We start from the raw sequence: 22,126 nt of genomic DNA, 5'->3' as shown, positions 1-22,126 counted from the left end.
ACTTTCCTAGAAATAAACAAGCCCTTATGCACGTTTGGACATAAGGACTTGTTATTTTTTCTATCATTAAAAATTACTGAAAATTAAAATTCTTTTATTTGTTCGACTAATTTATCAAATTGCATTGCATGAGATGCTTTTACTAAAATCAATGTGTTGTCCACGATTAATTCTTGCAATTTTTCTAGCAATTCTTCTTTTGTTTCAAAGTAGAATACTTTGTCTTCTGCAAAGTTTGTACGTGCTCCTTTGATTATGTTTTCTGCTAATGGTCCAGTTGCCAATACGTAGTCGATTTTTTCTGGATTGATTGATTTACCGATATTTTTGTGAAGAGTTATTTCGTTGTCTCCAAGTTCTAGCATATCACCTAATACGGCGATTTTTCTAGAATAGCCGTGCAATCCGTAAGCTGTTTCTAGGCAGCTTGTAAGTGATTGTGGATTTGATTTGTAGCTGTCGTTTAAAATATGGAATTTATCTAGTAGTATAAGTTCGTTTCTCATTCCAGTTAATTCGATATTTTTAAGTCCTTTTGCAACATCTGAATAATCCAATCCCATAAGTTCAGCTACTATTATTGACATTGTAGCGTTGTACATTTGATGATGTCCCAACAATTCTATATTGAATACATGATCGTTGATTGAAAAAGTCGATCCTGTTTCATCAGCTTTAATCATTTCCATTCTATAATCGCTGTCTGGTTTTATTCCAAAACTTATAGTCTTTTCTGGTAATTTGTATTCTTGTTTTACTTCTCTGAGAACTGGATCGTCATTATTTAAAATAAATATCCCGTCTTCTTTTAATCCTTCAAGGATTTCGAATTTAGCTCTGGCAATATTTTCTTTTGTTTTCAAATTTAAAAGATGACTGTCGCCGATGTTTGTAATCATTGCGATATCAGGATGAGCGATATTAGTAAGTTGACTGATTTCTCCAAAGTTTTCAGTTCCCATTTCAAGAACGGCAACTTCAGTGTCATCATCTATGTCAAATATTGTCTTGGATAATCCAATTTCGTTGTTGTAATTTTTTTGTGTCTTAACGACTTTGTACTTTTCTTTTAATAAAGAACTCATTATATCTTTTGTAGTTGTTTTGCCATTGGATCCTGTGATGGCGATTACTTTACAGTTTAAACTGTTGATGTATCCTCTAGCTAAATCCATCATAAATTCTTTTGTATCATCTACTTCGATTACTGGATAATCGTTGATGTTTCTGTAATCCCTGTTAACTACACAACAAGATGCGCCCTTTTCAAAAGCCATCTCTATGTAATTTTGTCCATCGAAATTATCTCCTCTAAGAGCGATGAACATGTTGTCTTTTTGAATAGTTCTTGTATCTGTGGAGATACCTTTTACCATTACATCATGGTATTTTTCATTTATAATCGTGTTAGTAAGTTCTGTTATTGTTTTTAAATTTCTTGTTAACATATTTACCTCTCTAACTTATATGCTTTATTTTTTTCGTATTCTTCAACAGCCAAATCAATCAAGTTGTCGAATACTTCTGAAACACTCATATCGTTAGTGCATTTCCACAAAACTGGAAACATTGAATGTGGAGTTAGTCCTGGAACAGTGTTGATTTCATTCACCCAAAGTTCGTTATCTTTTACGAACATATCAACTCTTGAAAATCCTGACAAACTCATTAATTTGTACACTTTTTCTGCCAAATGTCTTGCTTTTAATTCTAACTTTTCATCCATTGGAAACGGCGTAAGCATTTCTGTTTTTGAATCGTTATATTTTGCATCGTAATCGAAAAACTCTACATCGTGTATTTGGTATACACCCGGACGTGATGCAACGGGATTGTCATTGCCCATAACTGCTATCTGAAGTTCTGGTCCAATGATTTCTTCTTCGACCAAAATTCTTCTGTCGTATAGAAATGCGTTTTGGATTGCTTGTTCCAATTCTTCTTCTGTTTCTGCTCTCATAACACCAACAGATGAACCAGCGTTACATGGTTTCACATAAACAGCCTTGGATGTTTTGTCGAAAATTTCCTTCAAATTGTATTCATCGTTTTTGCAAAGCACGACGTATTTTGCTTGAGGAATTTTGTTCAATTCGAAAATATCGTTAGTGTATCCTTTGTCCATGCAAAGTGCAGAACCCAAAACGTTACATCCTACAAATGGCAAATCCAAAACTTTTATGAAACCTTGGATTGTTCCATCTTCACCGTAACTTCCGTGAATTGCAGGAAATATTACAGTGTTTTCAGGATTGATCTTACTGATACAATCGCTGACAGATTCTATTACAGAAAGCTCAGTGTCAAGCACCAATTCGTCGTCGGATTTTATTTCTTCAGTTATGTTTTCTTTCATAATGAATTTTTTATCGCGGCGGACGAAAATCGCGCTTACGTTGTATTTTTCTTTTGATAAATTATTTATTAATGTTCTAGCACTTGTGATACTTACTTCGTGTTCAGTACTAGGACCGCCATATAATACATATATATTTTTTTGCATAATTTTTGTCCTTTCTTGTGACTCATTAATATATTACTATAACTAAATCATTATATCAATAAAATAGAAAAATGTATCCTTTTTGTTGATTTTAATAAAAAACAATACAAATTTAATAGGACTATTTTACAAATGTGGTAAAATATAGTTGAGCTAAGAATAGGAGGATTTTATGAAAAAGGAAGAATTTTTGTTGCAATTTGAAAAAAACTTATTTAATTTGTTTGGGAAAGATTTACAAACTTCTACTAAAAAAGAAAAATATATAGCTTTTTCTAAAATAATAATGAACGAATTGGCAGAAGATTGGAAGAAAACTTCTGACAAACACAAAAATTCACGCAATGCCTACTATTTTAGCGCAGAATTTTTGATAGGAAGATCTTTGGGAAATAATTTGTTGAATATGGGTTTGGACGAAGAATATTCACAGATTTTAAAAGAATTGGATATCGACATCAATGATTTGGAAATTCAAGAAGAAGATGCAGCTTTGGGAAACGGAGGTCTAGGAAGACTTGCGGCATGTTTCATGGAAAGTGCGGCGAGTTTGGACTATCCGTTGACAGGTTATGGCGTGAGATATCGCCAAGGACTTTTTAAACAATATTTTCACAACGGATTTCAGATGGAAGTCGGAGACAATTGGACATTGGACAAGGATCCTTGGTCAAGACGTGTAGAATCTGAATCCAAAATCATTAGATACAAAAACCAAGTCGTAAAAGCAGTTCCTTATGATATGCCTGTTGTAGGATACAAAAATCACGTTGTAAATACTTTGAGGTTGTGGCAGGCAGAATGTGATGACGGATTTGATTTTCAAAAATTCAATAATTTTCAATACGATGATTCTGTAAAAGAAAAAAACAGGGCAGAAGATATTACCCGAGTTTTGTATCCTAATGATATCCAAAGACCGGGAAAAGTTTTAAGGCTTAAACAACAGTATTTTTTCAGTAGCGCATCTATTCAAGATATAATTGAAAAATACGAGAAAAACTTCCCAAATGATAAGGATTTTGAAGATTTTGCAAAATACAATACTATCCAATTAAATGATACTCATCCTGTTATGGCTATCCCAGAAATGATGAGAGTGTTGATGGATGATAAAAAACTTTCTTGGAAACAAGCCTGGAATGTTACAAGCAATGTGTTCAACTACACTAATCACACGATTTTACAAGAAGCGATGGAAAAATGGAGTGTCGATGTTGTAGAGGAAGTGAGCCCTAGAATTATGGATATTATCACTGAAATCGACAGGAGATTTGTCAGTGATTTGGTGGGATTGTATTATTCTGTGGATAGAATCGACAATCTCAGAATAGTGAAGGACAATACTGTTAATATGGCTCATTTGGCAATATTAACAGCCGTAAAGATTAACGGCGTTGCAAAAATTCACACAGAAATTCTGAAAAACGAGACATTAAAATCATGGCACGATTTGTATCCGGATAAATTCGTCAACAAAACAAATGGAATTACTCCAAGGCGTTGGCTATTTTATTCAAATCCAGAGCTAACGAATTTTATAACAGAACTTTTGGGAGAAGATTGGAAAACTGATCTAACAAAATTAAAACAGCTTGAAAATTTCCAAGATGATGAGAGTGTTTTGGAAAAGCTAATGGAAATCAAACTTCACAACAAAATCAGACTCAAAAAATACATCAAAGAGCATGAAAATATCGATGTAGATGAGAACTCTATTTTTGACATACAAGTTAAAAGACTTCACGAATACAAGAGACAATTGCTGAATGCTTTTCACATTTTGAATTTGTATTATAAAATCAAAAACAACGAAGTATCAGATATTCCAAAACAAACATATATATTCGGAGCGAAGGCAGCGCCGGGGTATTTCAGAGCAAAGGCTATTATAAAATTTATCAATGAAGTTAAAAATCTCGTGAACAATGATGATGTTGTTAACAAATATATCAAGGTTGTATTCTTAGAAAACTTCAACGTATCAATCGGAGAATTGGTGTATCCTGCAGCAGATGTGAGTGAGCAGATTTCGACTGCGGGAAAAGAGGCTTCTGGAACTGGCAACATGAAGTTTATGTTAAATGGAGCATTGACTGTGGGAACTTACGATGGGGCTAATATTGAGATTTTCAATCATGCAGGTGAGGACAACAACTTCCCGTTTGGAGCAACTGTTGACGTATTAAATTCCATCAGAGACACCTACAATCCAGTTGAGTATTATTATAAGGATGAAAACATCAAACGAGTTGTGGATACTTTGCTAAGCGATTTGATCAATGACAGTGGATCGTTTATGTTCTTGGACATTTACAACTCACTTGTAAACAGAGATTCATCCTTTAAGTTGGACGAATATTTTGTGTTAAAAGATTTCAACGATTATGAACAAATTCACGAAAAGATTTTACAGACTTACTCAGACAAGAAAAAATGGGCTAAGATGAGTTTGATAAATATCGCAAATTTCGGAGAATTTTCATCGGATAGAACTATAAAAGAATATGCAGAAGAGATTTGGAGGATAGTACCAAATGAAAAAATTTAAAAAGAGTGACATTAACTCTAAGATATTTAACAAAGGAAACAAGATTTTATTTTTCCACGCTGACGGGATTTGTCCATGTATTCCGGCGAAAAATGATTTGGAAGATATCGAAAAATCATTTCAAGGAGAAATAGAATTTTACGAATATTTAGCTAAAAAAGTTAGAGAAATTGACAAGGATGAGATAATTACGCATTACGAAGCGTTGCCTCTACCTACGACTTTATTTATAAAAGATGGAAAAATCATCGACAGACTTGTAGGGGATAACTCAAAATCGACATACAGAAATTACGCAAACAAATTATTGGATGAATAATAGGAGATAATATTGGCTAATTTATTATTTGAGGAAAGAATCAACGAAATATTAGATACTCTTAGGCTTGAGAACGAACTTGAGAACACCAAGATTACTTTTTGTACTTTTGATGAACATCATTTCGACAAACATCAAACCACAGACATCGATGATATAGAATTGAGAGATGACAGGATAAATTGGATATATATCACAGGATTATCAGATACAGATAATTTCATAAAAATGAAAGAAAAATTCAAAATCCATCCTCTTATAATAGAAGACATGTTGGATGTGGAACAAAGGACGAAACTGGAAGCTTATGATGATTATTTGTTCGTGGTAACGGATACTGTCGATTATGATATGTTCAACAGTGTAAAAGAATTATCGTTTAACCAAGTTTCTTTTGTTTTGAAAGAAAATTTGTTAGTGACTGTAGAGCAAAACAAAACCACATCATTTGACAGAGTTTTGGACAAGTTAGAAAAAATTCCTGTTTTTAGGCCGAAAACTACAGATGGACTATTGCTTTTGTTAATGGATGCATTCATCGACAACTACTATCAAATTTTTGATATTTTGGGAGAATACATAGATGATTTGGAAGACGCTATGATGACTAATCATGATGACGATATTCTCAGAGAACTTTACACCATGAAGAAAAACCTAATATTTTTGAGGAAGACTTTGTGGCCTTTGCGTTCAGTTATCAATGAAATTTCGAAGTTCAGAGTAAATTTGGTAAGTCACAACACATCTATTTACATGAGAGATTTGTACGATCACATAATCCAAATGCTTGAATTCATAGAAGTATATCGCGATATGATTAACTCCATGATAGATGCATTTGACACTAATATCTCCAACAGAACTAACGAAGTAATGATGGTGTTGACTGTGTGGTCTACGATATTTTTGCCGTTGACATTCTTAACAGGAGTCTATGGAATGAACTTTAAATATATGCCGGAACTTCAAGGGAAATACGGATATATTTTGTTCTGGGTTACTGCTGTTGTGATTACTAGTGTTATGATTTATTATTTTAAAAAGAAAAAATGGATGTAATATAAAGGAGATTTTATGGAAAACAGTACTTTTTTGGCATCTGATTATGAAAAAGAACAAATTGATGCTATTAAAAAAATACTGCGAGTGTATTTTAGTGGAGATATTGAATTTAGCAAGAATTTTTCTGAGTTGAAACCAAACATAGACAACAAAAATTTGGAAGAAGTTTTGAATGAACTAGATGAAAATATAAACAGAGATGATTTGATAAGATATGTCAATGATATCAACATAATGGCTTATAATGAGGAAAATAAGCTTTGTTTTATGTATGATGCGAATAGGAAGTTTACAAAAGAAAGAAGGATTGCACTTGAGAATTATCCACGAGATAAAAACTATGGTTTTTGTATTGAAAAATGGATAAACAAATGCGATAGCATCCTTTCCAATTCGTCATCTGATTTGCAAAATGCAATCTACAGCACTATGCTTGATATTTGCTGTGAGGAAATGGGTATACTTGTCGTAAGGATATGTGAAGGTGATTTTGATTGGACAGATAATCATGCAATGGAAAAATTGAATGAAATTGTAAGTAATATAAGGAAAGGAGATTTTTGTTAATGAAAGTTATATTAGCAGTAGATAGAAATTTTGCGATAGGAAAAGATGGAGATATGCTTTTTTCAATTCCTGAAGATATGCAAAGATTTAAGGAATTAACAACTGGAAATATCGTTATAATGGGAAGAAAAACTTTGGAATCTTTGCCGGATTCAAAACCTCTACCGAATAGAACCAACATAATAATTACAAGCAAAGACTTAGACGGTATGCTTTGCGTAAAAAACGAAGAAGAATTGCTACGCACTCTCAAAGAAATTAACCCAGATCACAAAATGACAGAATATTTGATAGGTGGAGCAAACACGATTGAATCATTGATACATTTAGTTGATGAATTCGTAATCACTTATGTTGACGCAGAATTTGAGTATGATGCAAAAATCAGAAACTTATTTGAAGACGACGACTATTATGTAGCGGAAGAATCAGACATCAAAACTTACGAAGGTATGGATTATAGATATATGGTGTTTAAAAGAAAATAGAGGAAAAAAGTATTACACGTTCATGCTAAGAATATCATACGGAAAAAAATGCTTTGATTTGACATCGAAAAAATCCGTTCAAAATCGACCGCGTAAGCGCAGCGTGCTTACGATTTTAGGATTTTGAGATTCAGAAATCAACAATTTTTGTAGTCTAGATATTCGTGCATGATGTGTATTTACTCTTTGAAAAATAGGGGATATAAAATATCTCTTATTTTATTGCCCAAATATTAAGATTTGGCAAAGTTATAATTGAGTATAATGTATTGTGATATAATACGGTTACGGAGGTGAGTAAATGCGTTGTCCTAATTGCAATGAAAAAGTGTTAGATACGGTGAATTTTTGTCACAATTGTGGGTTTAATTTGAAAGAATACCGTGAAAGTTTGAATGAACAAAAGGATATAAAAGAACAACCAGAAGATAATCACGCATCTACAGATAAGGATTATTCATATTCTGACGATGTGATGAATATTTTTAATATAAAAAATCGTGAAAAATCAGCTGAAGAACAAAAGGCTGAAGATATCATAAATAAAAATAAAACGGAACACAAGCCTAAAAGGATTGAAGATATTTTTCAAGTGATTAACAAAAACAAATCTCAATATGGAAAGTTCAATCCCGACAAAGAAGTTGAGAAGAAAATAAACCACGAGGAAGAAAAAGAACCTGAAGAAAATTATGAAAACACGATTTTTATTACCAAAGGTTATGACGAAAAACAAGAAAAAATTAAAAGGGATGAATCGATAAGATTCACTTCGGCAAATGAGTTTACTATTCATAAGTTTGAAGACGAAGATGAAGATGATGACCAATTTATGGATACTTTTGAGGTTAAAAGTAAACAAGTTTTTGACAAAATCAATTTGTTCTTTACTAAAATACTGAAGAAAATGATGGGAGGCACACAACCTTACAGGTTCTCAATGAGACTTGCGGTTGTAGTGTTATCTGCGTTGCCGCTTTTATTCTTTTACATGAATTCTACAAATCACTGGACATTTACTCAAAAATCAAAGGCAATCGTGGTTATGGTCTCTGTATTGGTATTGGATGTTTTCCAAAAAGTTTTATCATACAGTCTGGGACTTAAACTAGCAGGAACGAAATTATATCAACCTATCGACAAGGATTTGAGATATAATATCTCAGTTTTACTTTCAGTTATAGAATCTTTGATATTTAGCTTATTTGGGGTTTTAACAGCAGGAGGACTTGTCGGTTTTAGTTCGTCAGTTTTCACGTTCACATTTTTGGGAGCGCACGCTTTTATATATCTAATTTCATTGGTAATATTGATATTATTTGCAACGATTATTTTAGTAGATAGATTTGATTACAAAAATTTGTGGAAAGTTTACGGACTTAATGCAGCTGGAATTGTGATAACAAGACTTGTTGTGTTTATGGTCGTTATGACACTTCTTCAAAAAATATTTTTTGGACTTGCTCCGGGATTAATGTAGGTGATTAAATGATTTACACAGTTACTATGAATCCAGCACTTGAATTTGTAAGTGAAGTTTCGGATTTTGAATTTGACAAAAACAATATATCGGATTTTGATTTGATGCTTCCAGCTGGAAAAGGAATCAATGTTTCGAGAGTTTTAAAACAACTTGGACTTCCGACTGTTGCAACTGGATTTGCAGGAGGTTTTACCGGAGAATTTGTAGAAGATTGGCTAAGAAGAGAAGATATCAAATCTGAGTTCATAAGAATTGATGATAATACTAGAATTAATATCAAAATCACAGGCTCTTCGAAAACCGTAATCGAATCAAAAGGACCTAGCATTTCTCATCAAGAACTACAGGAATTATTATACTTTCTATCAAGAGTTAAAGAGGGAGATACTGTGTTTTTGTCCACGGCTTTTCCGAAAAATATAACAGAAACTGTAATCGAAAGAATGATTGCAATCTGTAAAGCAAACAAAGCACAATTCGTACTAGATATAGATGAGTATTATTTGGAGAGATTTGCTAACGGGGGATCATTACTTGAGAAAATAAGTGTAAAATGCTTGGAACATCTATTTAAAACAAAAATAGATTCAGAATCAGATTTACTAAAATGTAAAAACGAAATATTTGATTTGAATTCTAAATTTGTAATAGTGCCTTTTGTAGATAATAAAGTATATTTGTTCCAAAAGAATTCAATCTATGCTTTTGACATAGAACAGATGCTAAACCAAAAAAGAGATTTTGTTATTGACTCAATAATCGCGGGATTTATCGCGACATTTATCAGAACTTCAGATTATGAAAAATCTTTTGAAATGGCAAATGCCTGTGCGCTAGCTTCGTTGAAGACCAAGGATTTGCCGAAAAAATTCCAAATAGATGATTGCTTTAAAGATATTAATATAATAAAAATAGACTAAAATAAAAAAACAAGGTGTTGAATTTAATTCATACCTTGTTTTTTATGTTGTAATAAATTAAGAAATGGAGATTTAATTGAAAATGAAAAAGTTTTCAATAATTAAATATATTTTACCATTTCAATATAACGAATGCAAGCTTTTTGTTACATTTTTTAAAAATTAATAAATTTGTAAATAGGCTCATGATTATCATTACTTTACCATAATAAAGAGATTGTGTCAAGTCATTTTTATGCAAAAACACAATTTATTTTATTATTAGAACAAATTTAAAAAATGAATAAAAATAATTTAGTTTTATTTTCATAATTAATTTTAAATGGCAGAATTATAATGGGAAAACAAAATCATAAATTTTATTATTGTAGCTAAAAAGTGTAATTTAATTCGAAAAAACATGGAAAAACTGTATTTTATACTGAAATTTTAAATTAAAAAATAAATAATAATTGACAAATTCGTTTTATGTCACTATAATGAGATAAAGTATTATTTATTATTCATACATAAATCATACGAAAAATAAACTGAAAGGAGAATAAGATGTCTGCTAATAAGAAAATATTGGAAGTTAATAATATGCATACAGCTTTTAGAATAAAAGACGATTATTATGACGCCGTAGACGATGTTTCATTTGAATTGTATGAAAATGAAGTATTAGCTATGGTTGGCGAATCTGGTTGTGGCAAATCTACACTTGCTACTACAATTATGGGTTTACATAATATGAACTACACTCAAATTAGCGGTGAAGTTATATATAACGGCGAAAATATTTTGAATTATACAGAAGCTCAATTCAATGAGTTGAGAGGTGGAGAAATTGGTATGATATTCCAAGATCCATTGGCATCTCTTAACCCATTAATGAGAATTGGCGAACAAATTGAAGAAGCTTTGTTGTATCACACTGATTTGGACAAGAAACAACGTCAAGCAAAAGCTGTTGATCTTCTAAAAAAAGTAGGGATTGAAAATGCTGAAGTTATAGCAAGACAATTTCCTCATCAATTATCAGGAGGTATGAGACAAAGAGTAATCATTGCGATTGCTTTGAGTTGTAAGCCTCATGTTTTGATAGCTGATGAGCCAACTACTGCACTTGATGTTACAATTCAAGCACAAATTCTAGATTTAATAAAAGAATTACAAAATCAAATGAATTCAGGAATTATATTGATAACCCATGATTTAGGAGTTGTAGCACAGACCGCTGATAGAGTTTGCGTAATGTATGCAGGTCAGATCGTTGAGATTGCACCTGTGGATGAGTTGTTCAGTAACCCACTTCACCCATATACTAGAAGCTTATTAAATTCCATTCCGCAAGCAGATAATGAATCTGATCAGTTACACGTAATAGAAGGTATGGTTCCTTCATTAAAAGATTTACCAAGAAAAGGATGCAGATTTGCACCTCGTATTCCTTGGATAGACGATTCAGAACATGAAGAAAACCCAGTATTACATGATGTTGGCAATGGACACTTAGTTCGTTGTACATGCTGGAAGAACTTCCATTTTAAAGACGAATAGGAGGGAAATATGGGATTTTTAGAAGTTAAAAATTTGAAAGTTCATTATCCAATTCGTGGTGGATTTTTTAATACAATTCAAGACTATATTAAAGCCGTTGATGGAGTTGATATGGATATTGAACAAGGAAAAACTTATGGATTGATTGGAGAGTCAGGTTCTGGGAAGTCAACTATCGGAAAAGCTATAGTAGGACTCGAAAAGATTACAGATGGACACATTTTGTACGAAGGAAAAGATGTTACAAGTAGATCTTACAGAAAAAAGATTAACTACAATCAAGATGTTCAAATGATTTTCCAAGACTCAATGAGTTCGCTTGATCCTAAAAAAAGAATTTTGGATATAATCGCTGAACCAATCAGAAATTTTGAAAACTTAACACCTAAAGAAGAAAAAGAAAAGGTGTTTAAATTATTAGACATAGTTGGACTTAACGAAAGTGCAATTTACAAATATCCATTTGAATTCTCAGGTGGTCAAAGACAAAGAATTGGTGTTGCAAGAGCTGTTGCATGTAACCCAAGATTGATAGTTGCAGACGAACCAGTTAGTGCACTTGACTTATCAGTTCAAGCGCAAGTATTAAACTACATGAAGTTGATTCAACAAGAGTTTAATCTAAGCTACATTTTCATCTCTCACGATTTGGGGGTTGTAAGACACATGTGTGATTACATTTATATTATGCATAACGGCAAATTTGTAGAAACTGGTAATCGTGATGAGTTGTATTCTGATCCACAACATATTTACACGAAAAGACTTATCGCAGCGATTCCTCAAATCGAACCAAATAGAAGAAAAGAGCTTAGAGATGCTAGACAAGCTATTGAAAAGAAGTTTGATGAACAAAAAAATGTCTACTACGATGAAAATGGATCGGTGTACGATTTGACGAAATACAAAGATTCTCATTATGTAGCAGCTAGAAAGGGGGAAATATAATATGACTAAAACAATAATCAGAAGATTTTTAATAATGATTCCTCAATTGATAGTGTTAAGTTTATTTATATTCTTTGTAGCTCAAAAGATGCCAGGGGACCCTTTTACAGGGAAAATCACACCAAGTACTGGTAACTCAAAGGTTGAAGAAGAACTTAAAATAAAATCTGGATTTTACGATCCATGGTATGTGAAATATAAGAGATGGGTTGGAAATGCACTTCAAGGAGATTTTGGAGATTCTTATACTCAAAAGCTACCAGTGAAAGACGTTATTGGTCAAAGAGCTAAGAATACATTCTTCTTATCATTGTTCTCATTAATAATAATGTATGCAATTGCTATTCCTCTAGGAATAAACGCAGGTAGATACAGTGGGTCGGCATTCGATCAGGGGGTTAACTTGTATAACTTCCTGGCACTAGCAACCCCAGGGTTCGTATTTTACTTGATAATGCTTTTAATATTTGGATACAAGTTAGGATGGTTTCCTACAAGTGGTATTATAAGTCTTGAAGCATCAGCAAAAGGTGGCATGGCAGCAGTATTAAGTAGATTTTATCATATGCTACTTCCTGCAATATCTTATGCACTACTTACAACTATTGGGACTATTCAATATTTGAGAAATGAAGTTGTAGATGCAAAAAGTCAAGACTACGTAAGAACTGCAAGAGCAAAAGGGGTTCCTATTAAAAAAGTTTACAGTAAACACATTTTTAGAAACTCACTTTTACCAATAGCTGCATTCTTCGGATTCCAAATCACAGGATTGTTAGCTGGTTCTATCATGATTGAAACAATTTTCGGATATCAAGGAATGGGTTCATTATTCGTTGACTGTATTAACCAAAGGGACTACTCAGTTATGACAGCTCTTGTAATGATTTATGGTTTCTTGACACTTTGCGGTTCACTATTAAGTGATATTATCATGAGTATCGTGGATCCTAGAATAAGAATAGATTAGGAGGTTTTTATGAAAGAAGTAAAAGTAACAGAAGAAAAGCTTGAAGAATATAAAGACCTTGCAAAAGATAATCCTACTGGATTTAAAGTAATTGTTAATGAATTTAAAAAAGATAAACTAGCTATAGTGTCATTGGTGGTATTAGCAGTTTTGTGGATAGGAATTTTCGTAGGAGCGATGTTACTTGATAAAGAACAAGTAATGAACGTTGACATACTTAATTCGTACGTAAGACCAGGAGAAGCTGGACACATACTAGGAACTGACCAGGGCGGTAGGGATTTATTTGGACAATTAATTATTGGAGCTAGAAACTCAATAGTCATAGGAATTGCCGTGACAATACTTACATCTGTAATAGGAATAGTTGTAGGTTTATTGATAGGATATTACGGAGGATGGTTGGACAATATTATAATGAGAATTATAGACTTCATCCAAATTCTTCCAACAATGATGATTATCATAGTTTTCGTAACAATTGTTCCAAAATATTCGATGTTTACATTTGTAATGATATTTACAGTGTTCTACTGGACAGGAATGGCAAGACTTGTAAGATCAAAAGCTCTTGCTGAAAGTAAAAAAGACTACGTAAATGCTTCTAAGACAATGGGAACTAGCGATTTGAAGACGATGTTTACAGGAATTTTGCCAAACATTTCTTCAATATTAATTGTAGATATGACATTAAGTTTCGCTGGTAACATCGGTATTGAAACAGGACTAAGCTTTCTAGGCTTCGGGCTTCCGCCATCAGATCCATCACTTGGAACTTTGGTATCATTAGCCAGAAAACCAGAAGTTATTCAAGATAAATTATATGTATGGTTACCTGCATCATTATTGATATTAGTAATGATGTTGTGTATAAATTATATCGGTCAAGCATTAAGAAGAGCTTCCGATGCAAAACAAAGGAAAGGATAAGGGTGAAAATAATGAAAAAGAAGTTTAAATCATTATTGGCAATCTTTTTAGTATTGGCATTCGTACTTACTGGATGTGGAAATTCTAAGAAAGATAGCGGAAAATCGTCAGATTCTGGTTCAAAACAAGAATCTAGTACAGGCAAAAATGAAAACGCAGAAAACAAAGGCAACATAGTCGGAGAACAAATGGGCGGCGGTGTTCTTGTTGAAAATGAAGGCGAACCAATTAAAGGTGGTACATTTAGAGTAGGTATCCCTACAGACTCACCATTTAAAGGTATATTCAACAACGCACTTTACGACGATAACTACGACTGGACAATCATTGGACCTACAATGTATGGTGCAGCAAATGCTGGAGAAAGTTTGGAATTGAGAGATTCTGGAGCTGAAAAATTTGAATGGGATGAAAAAGCAAAGACTGCTACTATCAAATTATCAGACTCATTCAAATGGAATGACGGAAAACCAGTTACTGCAAAAGACATTATCATCAACTACTTAATCATTGGACACAAGGATTATCCTGGTGTACGTTATGATGATGATATGATTAATATCGTTGGTATGGAAGATTATCACGCAGGAAAAACAAAAGACATATCTGGTGTTAAAGAAGTAGATGAAAAAACAGTTCAAATCTCATTTAAAGAATGGAAACCTTCAATTAAATGGGGTGCTGGTATTTGGCATGAACCAACTAACTACGAACAAGTAAAAGACATAGCTATAAAAGACATAATCTCTTCTGACCCTATCAGAAAGAACCCTAAATCAGCTGGACCTTTCTACATTTCAAATGTAGTTCCAGGACAATCAGTTGAATTTACAGCTAACGAACACTTCTGGGGTGGAAAACCTAAGATCGATAAAGTTGTAATGGAAGTAGTTCCAACATCACAAATCTTAGCATCATTAAAATCTGGTAAATACGACTATATCGCAGGTGGGGCACCTTCAGATACTTTCAAAGAAATATCAGAATTAAAAGGATACAAAGTTGCAAGATACCAAGACATGGCATACACTTACCTAGGATTTAAATTAGGTAAATGGGACAAAGCTAAAGGAGAAGTTGTAGTAGATCCTAACGCTAAGATGGCAGATGTAAACCTACGTAAAGCAATGGGTTATGCAATCGACAACAACGCAGTTGGTGAAAAATTCTACCTAGGATACAGATCACAAGCAAAATCAGTTGTTATTCCAATCTTCAAAGATTACTTTGATGATAGCCTTAAAGGATACAACTACGATCCAGAAAAAGCTAAACAATTGTTAGACGAAGCTGGATATAAAGACGTAGACAATGATGGAATGAGAGAAGACAAAAATGGTAAACCATTGGTAATCAAATTCGCATCAATGTCAGGTGGAGAAATCGCAGAACCATTGTCAGCATACTATATCCAATGTTGGAAAGAAATTGGATTGAATGTTGAACTAACAGGTGGAAGATTAATCGAATTCAACGCTTTCTATGACAAACTTAAAAACGACGATCCAGAAATCGACGTATTCCAAGGAGCTTGGGGTGTAGGTACTAACCCAGATCCATCAGGATTATTCAGTAAGAATGCATCATTCAACTACTACAGATATACTAATCCAGAAATGCAACAAGCATTGGATAAGATAGCTGATGGTAAAACATCTGATGAAGAAAGAGCACAAGCTTACAAAGACTTTGCTAAAGTAATGGAAGACAATGTACCATTGATTCCAACACTTTACAGAGAAGCTTTATCTCCAATCAACAACAGAGTTAAGAAATTTGATTTCAGATACGTTCAAGATCTTAACAAAGATGACTTCAGATGGAATGAAATCGAACTTACAGCAGAACAACCAATGAAAGAATAATAGTTTTTGAAATTAGTGGGGTGTAAATTTGCACTCCACTTTTTTCTGTGTAAAATATGTAAAAATACGTAAAATATAACGTTTTCGTTTATTGACTTATTCTAGCTTATTCATTAGAATAATAGAGAGGTGTAATGAATGAAGCAGAAGAATATTATTGCTGTAGTTTTGGTAACTTTAGTAATATTTGTTGGAGCTTTTGTAGGATTAAATATTTTTAATTCATCAAAGGCGGAAAAATTAGATAAATTGGCTCATCAATGTATAGTAGATGGTAATTACCAAAAAGCTGTAGATTATTATAGTGAGTTATACGATAGAACAAACGATGGATCTTATATAGATAAAAAACGTGAAGCTGTTGAACTTTTGTCTTCTAAGAATAATTACGATTATGGTGTGAATTATTTAAAGGAAATGAAGTATGTCGATGCAGCAAAAAGTTTCTTGAAAGTAAGCAACAAAGATAGCGTCAATTATCAAAAAGCGCAACAAAGATTGCAAGAAAGCACACAAGCTGTGATAATTGCAAGTGATTCATTTGCAGAAGATGACAACTTTGATGCAAGTTTGAATATGTTAAACTCATACGCACGTGTAATGCCACACGAAACTCTTGTTATCGACAAGATAAAAGAAGTTGAAAAAGCAAAAAATCAATATAATGAGAAAAAGCAAGAAGAAGAAAAACAACGTGCATTATCTGAGAAAAAAGAAAAAGAAGCCAGAGAAAAAGCTGAAAAACTTGCCAATGAATCAGCAGAAGAATTAAAGAAAGAAAAAGAAAACACTAAGCAAGAAGATAAAGAAGATGAAAGTTATGAAACTGATGATAACAAAAGACTTATCGATTTGTGCATTCGTTTAGTTGGCAAAACTTATTTGGTAACTACAGATAATGCAAAAATCTACGAAGAACCAAGCAATAAATCAGAAGTGATTTCCTCAATTCCTATGGGAAGTGAAGTGTACATTTATGAAGCAAAACCAGATTCAGGTCAAAGAGTATGGTGTCATGCGATAATTAAAAGTGCAGATTCACTAAAATCATACGATGCATGGATATCATCAAACAACTTAGAAATTAACGATTAAGCTCTCAATAATGAGGGCTTTTTTAGTAGAAAGGGGTGTGTTATGGATTTAAATTTTTTGCATTTTGATTTGGATGCTTTCTTTGCCTCTTGTGAAATTCTGGATAATCCGAAGCTAAAACACGTCCCAATGGTTGTCGGTGGAAGAAGTCAGAGAGGAATAATTACTACTGCTAACTACGAAGCTAGAAAGTACGGTTTGCATTCTGCAATGCCAATATTTCAGGCAAAAAAGATCGTTCCAAACCTCGTTATAGTACCTCCAGATTTTGAAAAATACAGAAGAAACAGCGAGAAAGTTTTCAAAGTTTTGTCTGCGTTTTCTACTAAAATTCAAAAGATGAGTATAGATGAAGGTTGCATGGATATTTCTCATATCGATATGGATAGATTAGAACTGGCAAATCTAGTCCAAGAAAATGTCAGGATAAAAACGGGATTGTCTATCTCTATTGGGATTAGCTACAATATGAGCCTTGCAAAGCTTGCGTCAGATTGGAACAAGCCTCATGGAATCAAAATTATAACACAAGATGATATTCCAGATATTTTGATGGACTTAAATGTGGGAAAAATTCAAGGAATTGGCAGGAAATCTGAGGAAAAACTAAACAATATTGGAATAAAAAAAGTATGCGATTTGTACGATTTATCCAGAAATAATTTGAGAGAATTGTTCGGGAAGTTTGGCGAAGTGATTTACGATAGAATTCGTGGTATTGACGATAGACAGTTGGATTTGTCAAGAATTAGAAAATCTATTGGAGTTGAGTACACTTTTGAAAGAGATTTGAAAAATTACAATGAGTTACTAAAAAAAGCTGGTGAATTCAGCGAAGAGTTGGCGGAAGATCTTCATAAGAAAAATATTAAAGCGAAAACAATTAGGATTAAAATAAAGCTTAGCGATTTTTCGGTGATTACAAAATCAATGACTCTTGATGAATACATTAGTGATGTCAAGGATATTTATAGGATTGTGAAGTATCTTGTGGTTAACACTAAAATTGAAAAGCCTGTCAGACTTTTTGGGATTACTGCTGCAAACCTTAGCGACACGACTTTTGAGCAGTTAAAATTTTTATAGTAAAAAACTTTACATAATACCTTGCAATATGTACTACTGTGTATTATAATGTAATCAGGAGGTAAGATATGAACACACAATTAAAAAAAGGGATTTTAGAATTATGTGTCTTATCGGTTATATCTAAACAAGACAGCTACGGATACGAAATTATAGATCAGATAAAAGATAAGATACCAATGAGCGAAGGAACGATTTATCCTATGCTTAGAAGATTGAAAAACGACAAATACTTGGAAGATTACACTGAGCAATCAGAGTCAGGTCCATCTAGAAAATACTACAAGATAACAGACGAAGGAAAAACTTATTTGCACTCACAACTTGAAGATTATAAAAAATTAGTTGAAAGTGTTAAGGCCTTGTTAGAGGAGGGTTTTTAAATGAATAAAGAACAATTTATGGAACTTTTAGATTATTATTTCAGAAATGTCGACGAAACAACTTACAGAGAAATCAAGAATGATTACGAAGAACATTTTAGAATCGGCGTTGAAAACGGAAAAACTGAAGAAGAGATTTCAACTGAATTAGGTAATCCAAGAGAAATATTCAACGAATGTAAAGAAGCTGGAATCATCAGAGAAAACAACTTATTTGGTATGTTTAACTTGGATAGCATTGGTGATTTCTTTAATTCTAAAATTTTTGACCAATCTAAAGACAAAGACTATGATTTGTCACAACAAACATTGGAATTTGACAATGATTTTCACAGAATTGAAGTTAAATCGAATGCGGACATAGATGTGTCAACTCACGAATTGGATAAAATAATCGTAACTTACACTACAACTGATGAAACACAAAAGTTAGATGTAGATTATATGAATCACGTGTTGAAGCTTGGTAAAGTTAAAATGGAAAAATTCTTCCAAAAAAGTTTCATCAAATCAATTTCTATCAAAATTCCACAAGACAGTGATTTGGGATTAAACATCGCCACAGCAAGAGGAGATGTAAATGTAGATGTTATTAGTAATGATGTTACTTGCAACACTTCAAGTGGTGATGTAAATATCACTACACAATCGAACAATGTAAATGTCAACACTGCAAGTGGAGATGTTCAAGTTTCCAAATGCAAAAAAGAAATTTATGTTAATACTGTAAGCGGTGATGTGAAGGTGAATTCTGAAAATCCAGAAATCACAGTGAACACTGTAAGTGGCGATATCGAAATCGATGTGAACGAAAACAAAGATTTGAATGTGAGAGGTGTATCTAGCGATATTAATATCCATATCAAAGAAAAGAAAGGTTCTATAGAACTTAGAACTGTTAGCGGTGAAATTCAAATTGATAGTTACTACAAAGATAGTTCGAAAAAAATCAGTAAATCTCACGACCAATCATTCTCAAATGATGAAATCGAAATAAGTGCTGCAACAGTTAGTGGAGATATTACTGTAGATTAGAATCTAAATAGACTGCAATGATTTTTCGTTGCAGTTTTTTTTATTGTAAATTTACAGTTAAATATTATTATAACGTAAAAAAACATTGAAAATATGATAAAATAGAAGGTAATATGGAGGAATAATAATTTTGAAAATAATAGTGACTTGTGCATTCGGTTTGGAGAGCTTGGTCAAAAGACAATTTTTGGATATGGGCTATGAGAATTTGAATGTAAACGACGGAAGAATAATGCTTGAAGGCGATGAAAAAGATATCGCAAAATTAAATATAAATTTGAGATGTGCAGACAGAGTTCTAATCGAATTGGGTAATTTTAAGGCTGTATCATTCGAACAACTTTTTAAGGGCGTTGAAAAAATAAATTGGTTGGATATTTTAGAAGCAGATTCTAATTTTATTGTAGAAGGCAGAAGTTACAAATCAAAATTATTTTCTATTAAAGACTGTCAATCGATTACAGAAAAGGCGATTATTAAATCTCTTCAGAAAAAATACAAGGTGGACTGGTTCTCAAAATCCAAGGGGAGATTTAGGATTGAAGTTAGTCTGGTAAAAGATATTTGTTCGATAACTTTGGATACCTCTGGAGACGGACTTCACAAAAGAGGATACAGAGAAGAATCAGTTCTTGCCCCTATAAGAGAAAACTTAGCAGCAGGAATTATCGATTTATCATTTGCTAATAGCGACAGACCTCTTGTGGATTTGTTCTGCGGCAGTGGAACTTTTGCGATAGAAGCTGCGAGAAAATTCAGAAATATTGCACCTGGAATTGATAGGAAATTCGATTTTATTAATTTTAATGATAAATTCAACGATGCCTACAAACAAGAGCGTACCAAAGCCTTGGAGAGCATTGATTACGATAAAAAGATAGATATTTTCGCTAGTGATGTGGACGGCTCAGCGATTGAAAAAGCGATAGCTAATGCCGAAAATGCTGGAGTCAGGGAGGATATTAGATTCGTGACGAGGGATTTCAGAAATGTTGTGTTAAATGATAATTACTTCGTTCTAATATCTAACCCACCTTATGGAAAAAGGCTTGGCGAAAGACAAGAAGCCGAGAAGATTTATAAGGATTTGGGAATTAAAATGGCAAAATTCAAGACTGCATCACAATATATAATCACAGATTGCGAAGAGTTTGAGAAATTTTACGGCAAAAAAGCATCTAAAAATAGAAAGATGTACAACGGAAATATGAAGTGTTATTTGTATCAATATTTTGGTCCGAGACCTAAATAGGAGGAGATATCCTTGGAGAAGAAATCAAGTGAAGATGTTAGTGATTTCAAAGGATCTGATTACGAAGTTCTAAATTCTATGAAGGATTTAGTTAGAGTAATAGATAAAGATGGGGTAATAATATTTGCCAATACTAGCATGATAAAATCTATGCCTATCAATCCTATAGGAGTGAATTGCTATTTGGATTACAGCGAAGATTTTCCAAAATGTTTGGCAGATAGGAAATACCGTTTGAACAGCACTATCAAAGAAAAAAGAAAAATAAATGGCGTGGATTATTCCATAACTTCTTCTCCAGTTATGGATAAAGATGGAGAAGTGGTCAGCACTGTCGAGGTTTTCAGAGATATTTCAAAAGAGGTCAAAACTCAGATTGATTTGATTAATGCGAACAAGGACATCAAGGATGAAATCATATTTGCCAAACACATTCAAAGCAAAACTTTGCCTAGTAAGGGTGAGCATGTTGGTTTGGATTTGGATTACAGCTATATTTCATCTAGGGATTTGTCCGGAGATATCATTGATTGCATTGACATTGACGAAAGATTTGTGGGAATTTACATCGCAGATGTTGTGGGACATGGAATCGCTGCATCTATACTGACGATGTTTATCAGACAGACAATGAGGTATTTAGTAAGTAGAATTACAGATTCTAGACCGAAAAGAGTGCTAAAGGATTTGAATACCACATTTACTGAACTTAATTTATCGGTAGACAAATATTTTACGATTTTTTATGGATTATACGATAGAAAACTCAAAATATTTTCATATGCAAATGCTGGTCACAATGGTATTCCATTTTTGATTTCGAATGACAAAATAGAAGAATTAAAGGTTACAGGTCATCCCATCTCTCCCATGTTTGAAGGAGTTGGGTTTGATCAAAGAGATATATTGGTCTCCAGTGGTGATGAATTAATTATGTACACTGATGGGATAACTGAAACTAGAGGATTTGACAACGAATTTTACGGTGAAGAAAGACTAAAAAGAGATTTAATGAAAGTTCCGGATAAAAGAATTGAATACGTGCTAAACGAGGTGAATTCTTTTAGATTTTTGGAACAGGATGACGATATTGTTCTAGTGAGTTTGAAGGTTCTATAGGAGGA

20 protein-coding genes are annotated in these 22,126 nt (G+C 32.9%); 18 read left to right on the top strand and 2 right to left on the bottom strand.

Going from position 1 to position 22,126, the window contains the following annotated elements; all coding sequences use genetic code 11:
* Positions 1-83: 83 nt before the first annotated feature.
* Together murF and GKG01_RS02940 are read right to left on the bottom strand one after the other, a co-directional pair.
* Entirely contained in the window at positions 84-1,448 is a 1,365-nt protein-coding gene (gene murF, locus GKG01_RS02945) for a UDP-N-acetylmuramoyl-tripeptide--D-alanyl-D-alanine ligase (RefSeq protein ID WP_154271410.1), read from the bottom strand.
* A gap of 2 nt (positions 1,449-1,450) precedes the next feature.
* Positions 1,451-2,503, bottom strand: coding sequence for a D-alanine--D-alanine ligase family protein (locus GKG01_RS02940; protein ID WP_154271408.1), 1,053 nt, complete (start codon positions 2,501-2,503; stop codon positions 1,451-1,453).
* A gap of 172 nt (positions 2,504-2,675) precedes the next feature.
* Between GKG01_RS02940 and GKG01_RS02935 the strand changes: the two genes are divergently transcribed.
* The 18 genes from GKG01_RS02935 (at position 2,676) to GKG01_RS02850 (ending at position 22,121) form a co-directional block, all read left to right on the top strand.
* Positions 2,676-5,054 carry a glycogen/starch/alpha-glucan phosphorylase gene (locus GKG01_RS02935; protein WP_154271405.1) on the top strand — a complete coding sequence of 793 codons (2,379 nt, stop codon included), beginning with the start codon at positions 2,676-2,678 and terminating at the stop codon, positions 5,052-5,054.
* On the top strand, positions 5,041-5,373 hold the full coding sequence (locus GKG01_RS02930) for a thioredoxin family protein (RefSeq protein WP_154271403.1): 333 nt from the start codon (positions 5,041-5,043) through the stop codon (positions 5,371-5,373). Before GKG01_RS02935 ends, GKG01_RS02930 begins: the two co-directional genes overlap by 14 nt.
* A gap of 12 nt (positions 5,374-5,385) precedes the next feature.
* Positions 5,386-6,435 (top strand): magnesium/cobalt transporter CorA, encoded by a 1,050-nt coding sequence (gene corA, locus GKG01_RS02925; RefSeq protein WP_154271401.1) that lies wholly within the window; start codon positions 5,386-5,388, stop codon positions 6,433-6,435.
* Positions 6,436-6,450: 15 nt separating this feature from the next.
* Positions 6,451-7,005 (top strand): hypothetical protein, encoded by a 555-nt coding sequence (locus GKG01_RS02920; RefSeq protein ID WP_154271399.1) that lies wholly within the window; start codon positions 6,451-6,453, stop codon positions 7,003-7,005.
* Complete coding sequence (locus GKG01_RS02915) at positions 7,005-7,493, top strand: dihydrofolate reductase (RefSeq protein WP_241684731.1); 489 nt, start codon at positions 7,005-7,007, stop codon at positions 7,491-7,493. Before GKG01_RS02920 ends, GKG01_RS02915 begins: the two co-directional genes overlap by 1 nt.
* A gap of 301 nt (positions 7,494-7,794) precedes the next feature.
* Positions 7,795-8,973: a zinc ribbon domain-containing protein gene (locus GKG01_RS02910; protein ID WP_154271395.1), complete on the top strand. Its 1,179-nt coding sequence runs from the start codon at positions 7,795-7,797 to the stop codon at positions 8,971-8,973.
* A gap of 8 nt (positions 8,974-8,981) precedes the next feature.
* Positions 8,982-9,896 carry a PfkB family carbohydrate kinase gene (locus GKG01_RS02905; protein WP_094207574.1) on the top strand — a complete coding sequence of 305 codons (915 nt, stop codon included), beginning with the start codon at positions 8,982-8,984 and terminating at the stop codon, positions 9,894-9,896.
* A gap of 546 nt (positions 9,897-10,442) precedes the next feature.
* Entirely contained in the window at positions 10,443-11,438 is a 996-nt protein-coding gene (locus tag GKG01_RS02900) for an ABC transporter ATP-binding protein (RefSeq protein ID WP_154271393.1), read from the top strand.
* A 9-nt stretch (positions 11,439-11,447) separates the two neighbouring features.
* Positions 11,448-12,386, top strand: coding sequence for an ATP-binding cassette domain-containing protein (locus GKG01_RS02895; protein ID WP_154271391.1), 939 nt, complete (start codon positions 11,448-11,450; stop codon positions 12,384-12,386).
* A 1-nt stretch (position 12,387) separates the two neighbouring features.
* Complete coding sequence (locus GKG01_RS02890; RefSeq protein ID WP_094207571.1) at positions 12,388-13,356, top strand: ABC transporter permease; 969 nt, start codon at positions 12,388-12,390, stop codon at positions 13,354-13,356.
* A gap of 9 nt (positions 13,357-13,365) precedes the next feature.
* Positions 13,366-14,286: an ABC transporter permease gene (locus GKG01_RS02885; RefSeq protein ID WP_154271390.1), complete on the top strand. Its 921-nt coding sequence runs from the start codon at positions 13,366-13,368 to the stop codon at positions 14,284-14,286.
* A gap of 11 nt (positions 14,287-14,297) precedes the next feature.
* Complete coding sequence (locus GKG01_RS02880) at positions 14,298-16,151, top strand: oligopeptide ABC transporter substrate-binding protein (protein WP_154271389.1); 1,854 nt, start codon at positions 14,298-14,300, stop codon at positions 16,149-16,151.
* Positions 16,152-16,289: 138 nt separating this feature from the next.
* Complete coding sequence (locus tag GKG01_RS02875; RefSeq protein ID WP_154271388.1) at positions 16,290-17,246, top strand: SH3 domain-containing protein; 957 nt, start codon at positions 16,290-16,292, stop codon at positions 17,244-17,246.
* A 42-nt stretch (positions 17,247-17,288) separates the two neighbouring features.
* A complete protein-coding gene (locus GKG01_RS02870; protein ID WP_154271387.1) occupies positions 17,289-18,332 on the top strand; it encodes a DNA polymerase IV in 1,044 nt (347 codons plus the stop codon).
* A 68-nt stretch (positions 18,333-18,400) separates the two neighbouring features.
* Positions 18,401-18,715 (top strand): PadR family transcriptional regulator, encoded by a 315-nt coding sequence (locus GKG01_RS02865; protein WP_002835632.1) that lies wholly within the window; start codon positions 18,401-18,403, stop codon positions 18,713-18,715.
* A complete protein-coding gene (locus tag GKG01_RS02860) occupies positions 18,716-19,750 on the top strand; it encodes a DUF4097 family beta strand repeat-containing protein (protein ID WP_154271386.1) in 1,035 nt (344 codons plus the stop codon).
* Positions 19,751-19,880: 130 nt separating this feature from the next.
* Complete coding sequence (locus GKG01_RS02855) at positions 19,881-21,002, top strand: class I SAM-dependent RNA methyltransferase (RefSeq protein WP_154271385.1); 1,122 nt, start codon at positions 19,881-19,883, stop codon at positions 21,000-21,002.
* A gap of 12 nt (positions 21,003-21,014) precedes the next feature.
* Positions 21,015-22,121, top strand: a complete 1,107-nt coding sequence (locus GKG01_RS02850) for a PP2C family protein-serine/threonine phosphatase (RefSeq protein ID WP_154271383.1) — start codon at positions 21,015-21,017, stop codon at positions 22,119-22,121.
* The last annotated feature ends 5 nt before the right edge of the window (positions 22,122-22,126 follow it).

The sequence above is a fragment of the Finegoldia sp. BIOML-A4 genome, assembly GCF_009679635.1.
Lineage (GTDB): Bacteria > Bacillota > Clostridia > Tissierellales > Peptoniphilaceae > Finegoldia > Finegoldia magna.
This window is presented reverse-complemented; position numbering and strand designations above follow the sequence as displayed.

Bases quoted from the DNA above. Each gene is read 5' to 3' on its own strand.
- GKG01_RS02870 (WP_154271387.1), top strand. From the start codon at position 17,289: ATGGATTTAAATTTTTTGCATTTTGATTTGGATGCTTTCTTTGCCTCT.
- GKG01_RS02865 (WP_002835632.1), top strand. From the start codon at position 18,401: ATGAACACACAATTAAAAAAAGGGATTTTAGAATTATGTGTCTTATCG.
- murF (WP_154271410.1), bottom strand. From the start codon at position 1,448: ATGTTAACAAGAAATTTAAAAACAATAACAGAACTTACTAACACGATT.
- GKG01_RS02920 (WP_154271399.1), top strand. From the start codon at position 6,451: ATGGAAAACAGTACTTTTTTGGCATCTGATTATGAAAAAGAACAAATT.
- GKG01_RS02930 (WP_154271403.1), top strand. From the start codon at position 5,041: ATGAAAAAATTTAAAAAGAGTGACATTAACTCTAAGATATTTAACAAA.
- GKG01_RS02875 (WP_154271388.1), top strand. From the start codon at position 16,290: ATGAAGCAGAAGAATATTATTGCTGTAGTTTTGGTAACTTTAGTAATA.
- GKG01_RS02890 (WP_094207571.1), top strand. From the start codon at position 12,388: ATGACTAAAACAATAATCAGAAGATTTTTAATAATGATTCCTCAATTG.
- GKG01_RS02935 (WP_154271405.1), top strand. From the start codon at position 2,676: ATGAAAAAGGAAGAATTTTTGTTGCAATTTGAAAAAAACTTATTTAAT.
- GKG01_RS02880 (WP_154271389.1), top strand. From the start codon at position 14,298: ATGAAAAAGAAGTTTAAATCATTATTGGCAATCTTTTTAGTATTGGCA.
- GKG01_RS02900 (WP_154271393.1), top strand. From the start codon at position 10,443: ATGTCTGCTAATAAGAAAATATTGGAAGTTAATAATATGCATACAGCT.
- GKG01_RS02915 (WP_241684731.1), top strand. From the start codon at position 7,005: ATGAAAGTTATATTAGCAGTAGATAGAAATTTTGCGATAGGAAAAGAT.
- GKG01_RS02910 (WP_154271395.1), top strand. From the start codon at position 7,795: ATGCGTTGTCCTAATTGCAATGAAAAAGTGTTAGATACGGTGAATTTT.
- GKG01_RS02860 (WP_154271386.1), top strand. From the start codon at position 18,716: ATGAATAAAGAACAATTTATGGAACTTTTAGATTATTATTTCAGAAAT.
- GKG01_RS02885 (WP_154271390.1), top strand. From the start codon at position 13,366: ATGAAAGAAGTAAAAGTAACAGAAGAAAAGCTTGAAGAATATAAAGAC.
- GKG01_RS02905 (WP_094207574.1), top strand. From the start codon at position 8,982: ATGATTTACACAGTTACTATGAATCCAGCACTTGAATTTGTAAGTGAA.
- GKG01_RS02940 (WP_154271408.1), bottom strand. From the start codon at position 2,503: ATGCAAAAAAATATATATGTATTATATGGCGGTCCTAGTACTGAACAC.
- GKG01_RS02895 (WP_154271391.1), top strand. From the start codon at position 11,448: ATGGGATTTTTAGAAGTTAAAAATTTGAAAGTTCATTATCCAATTCGT.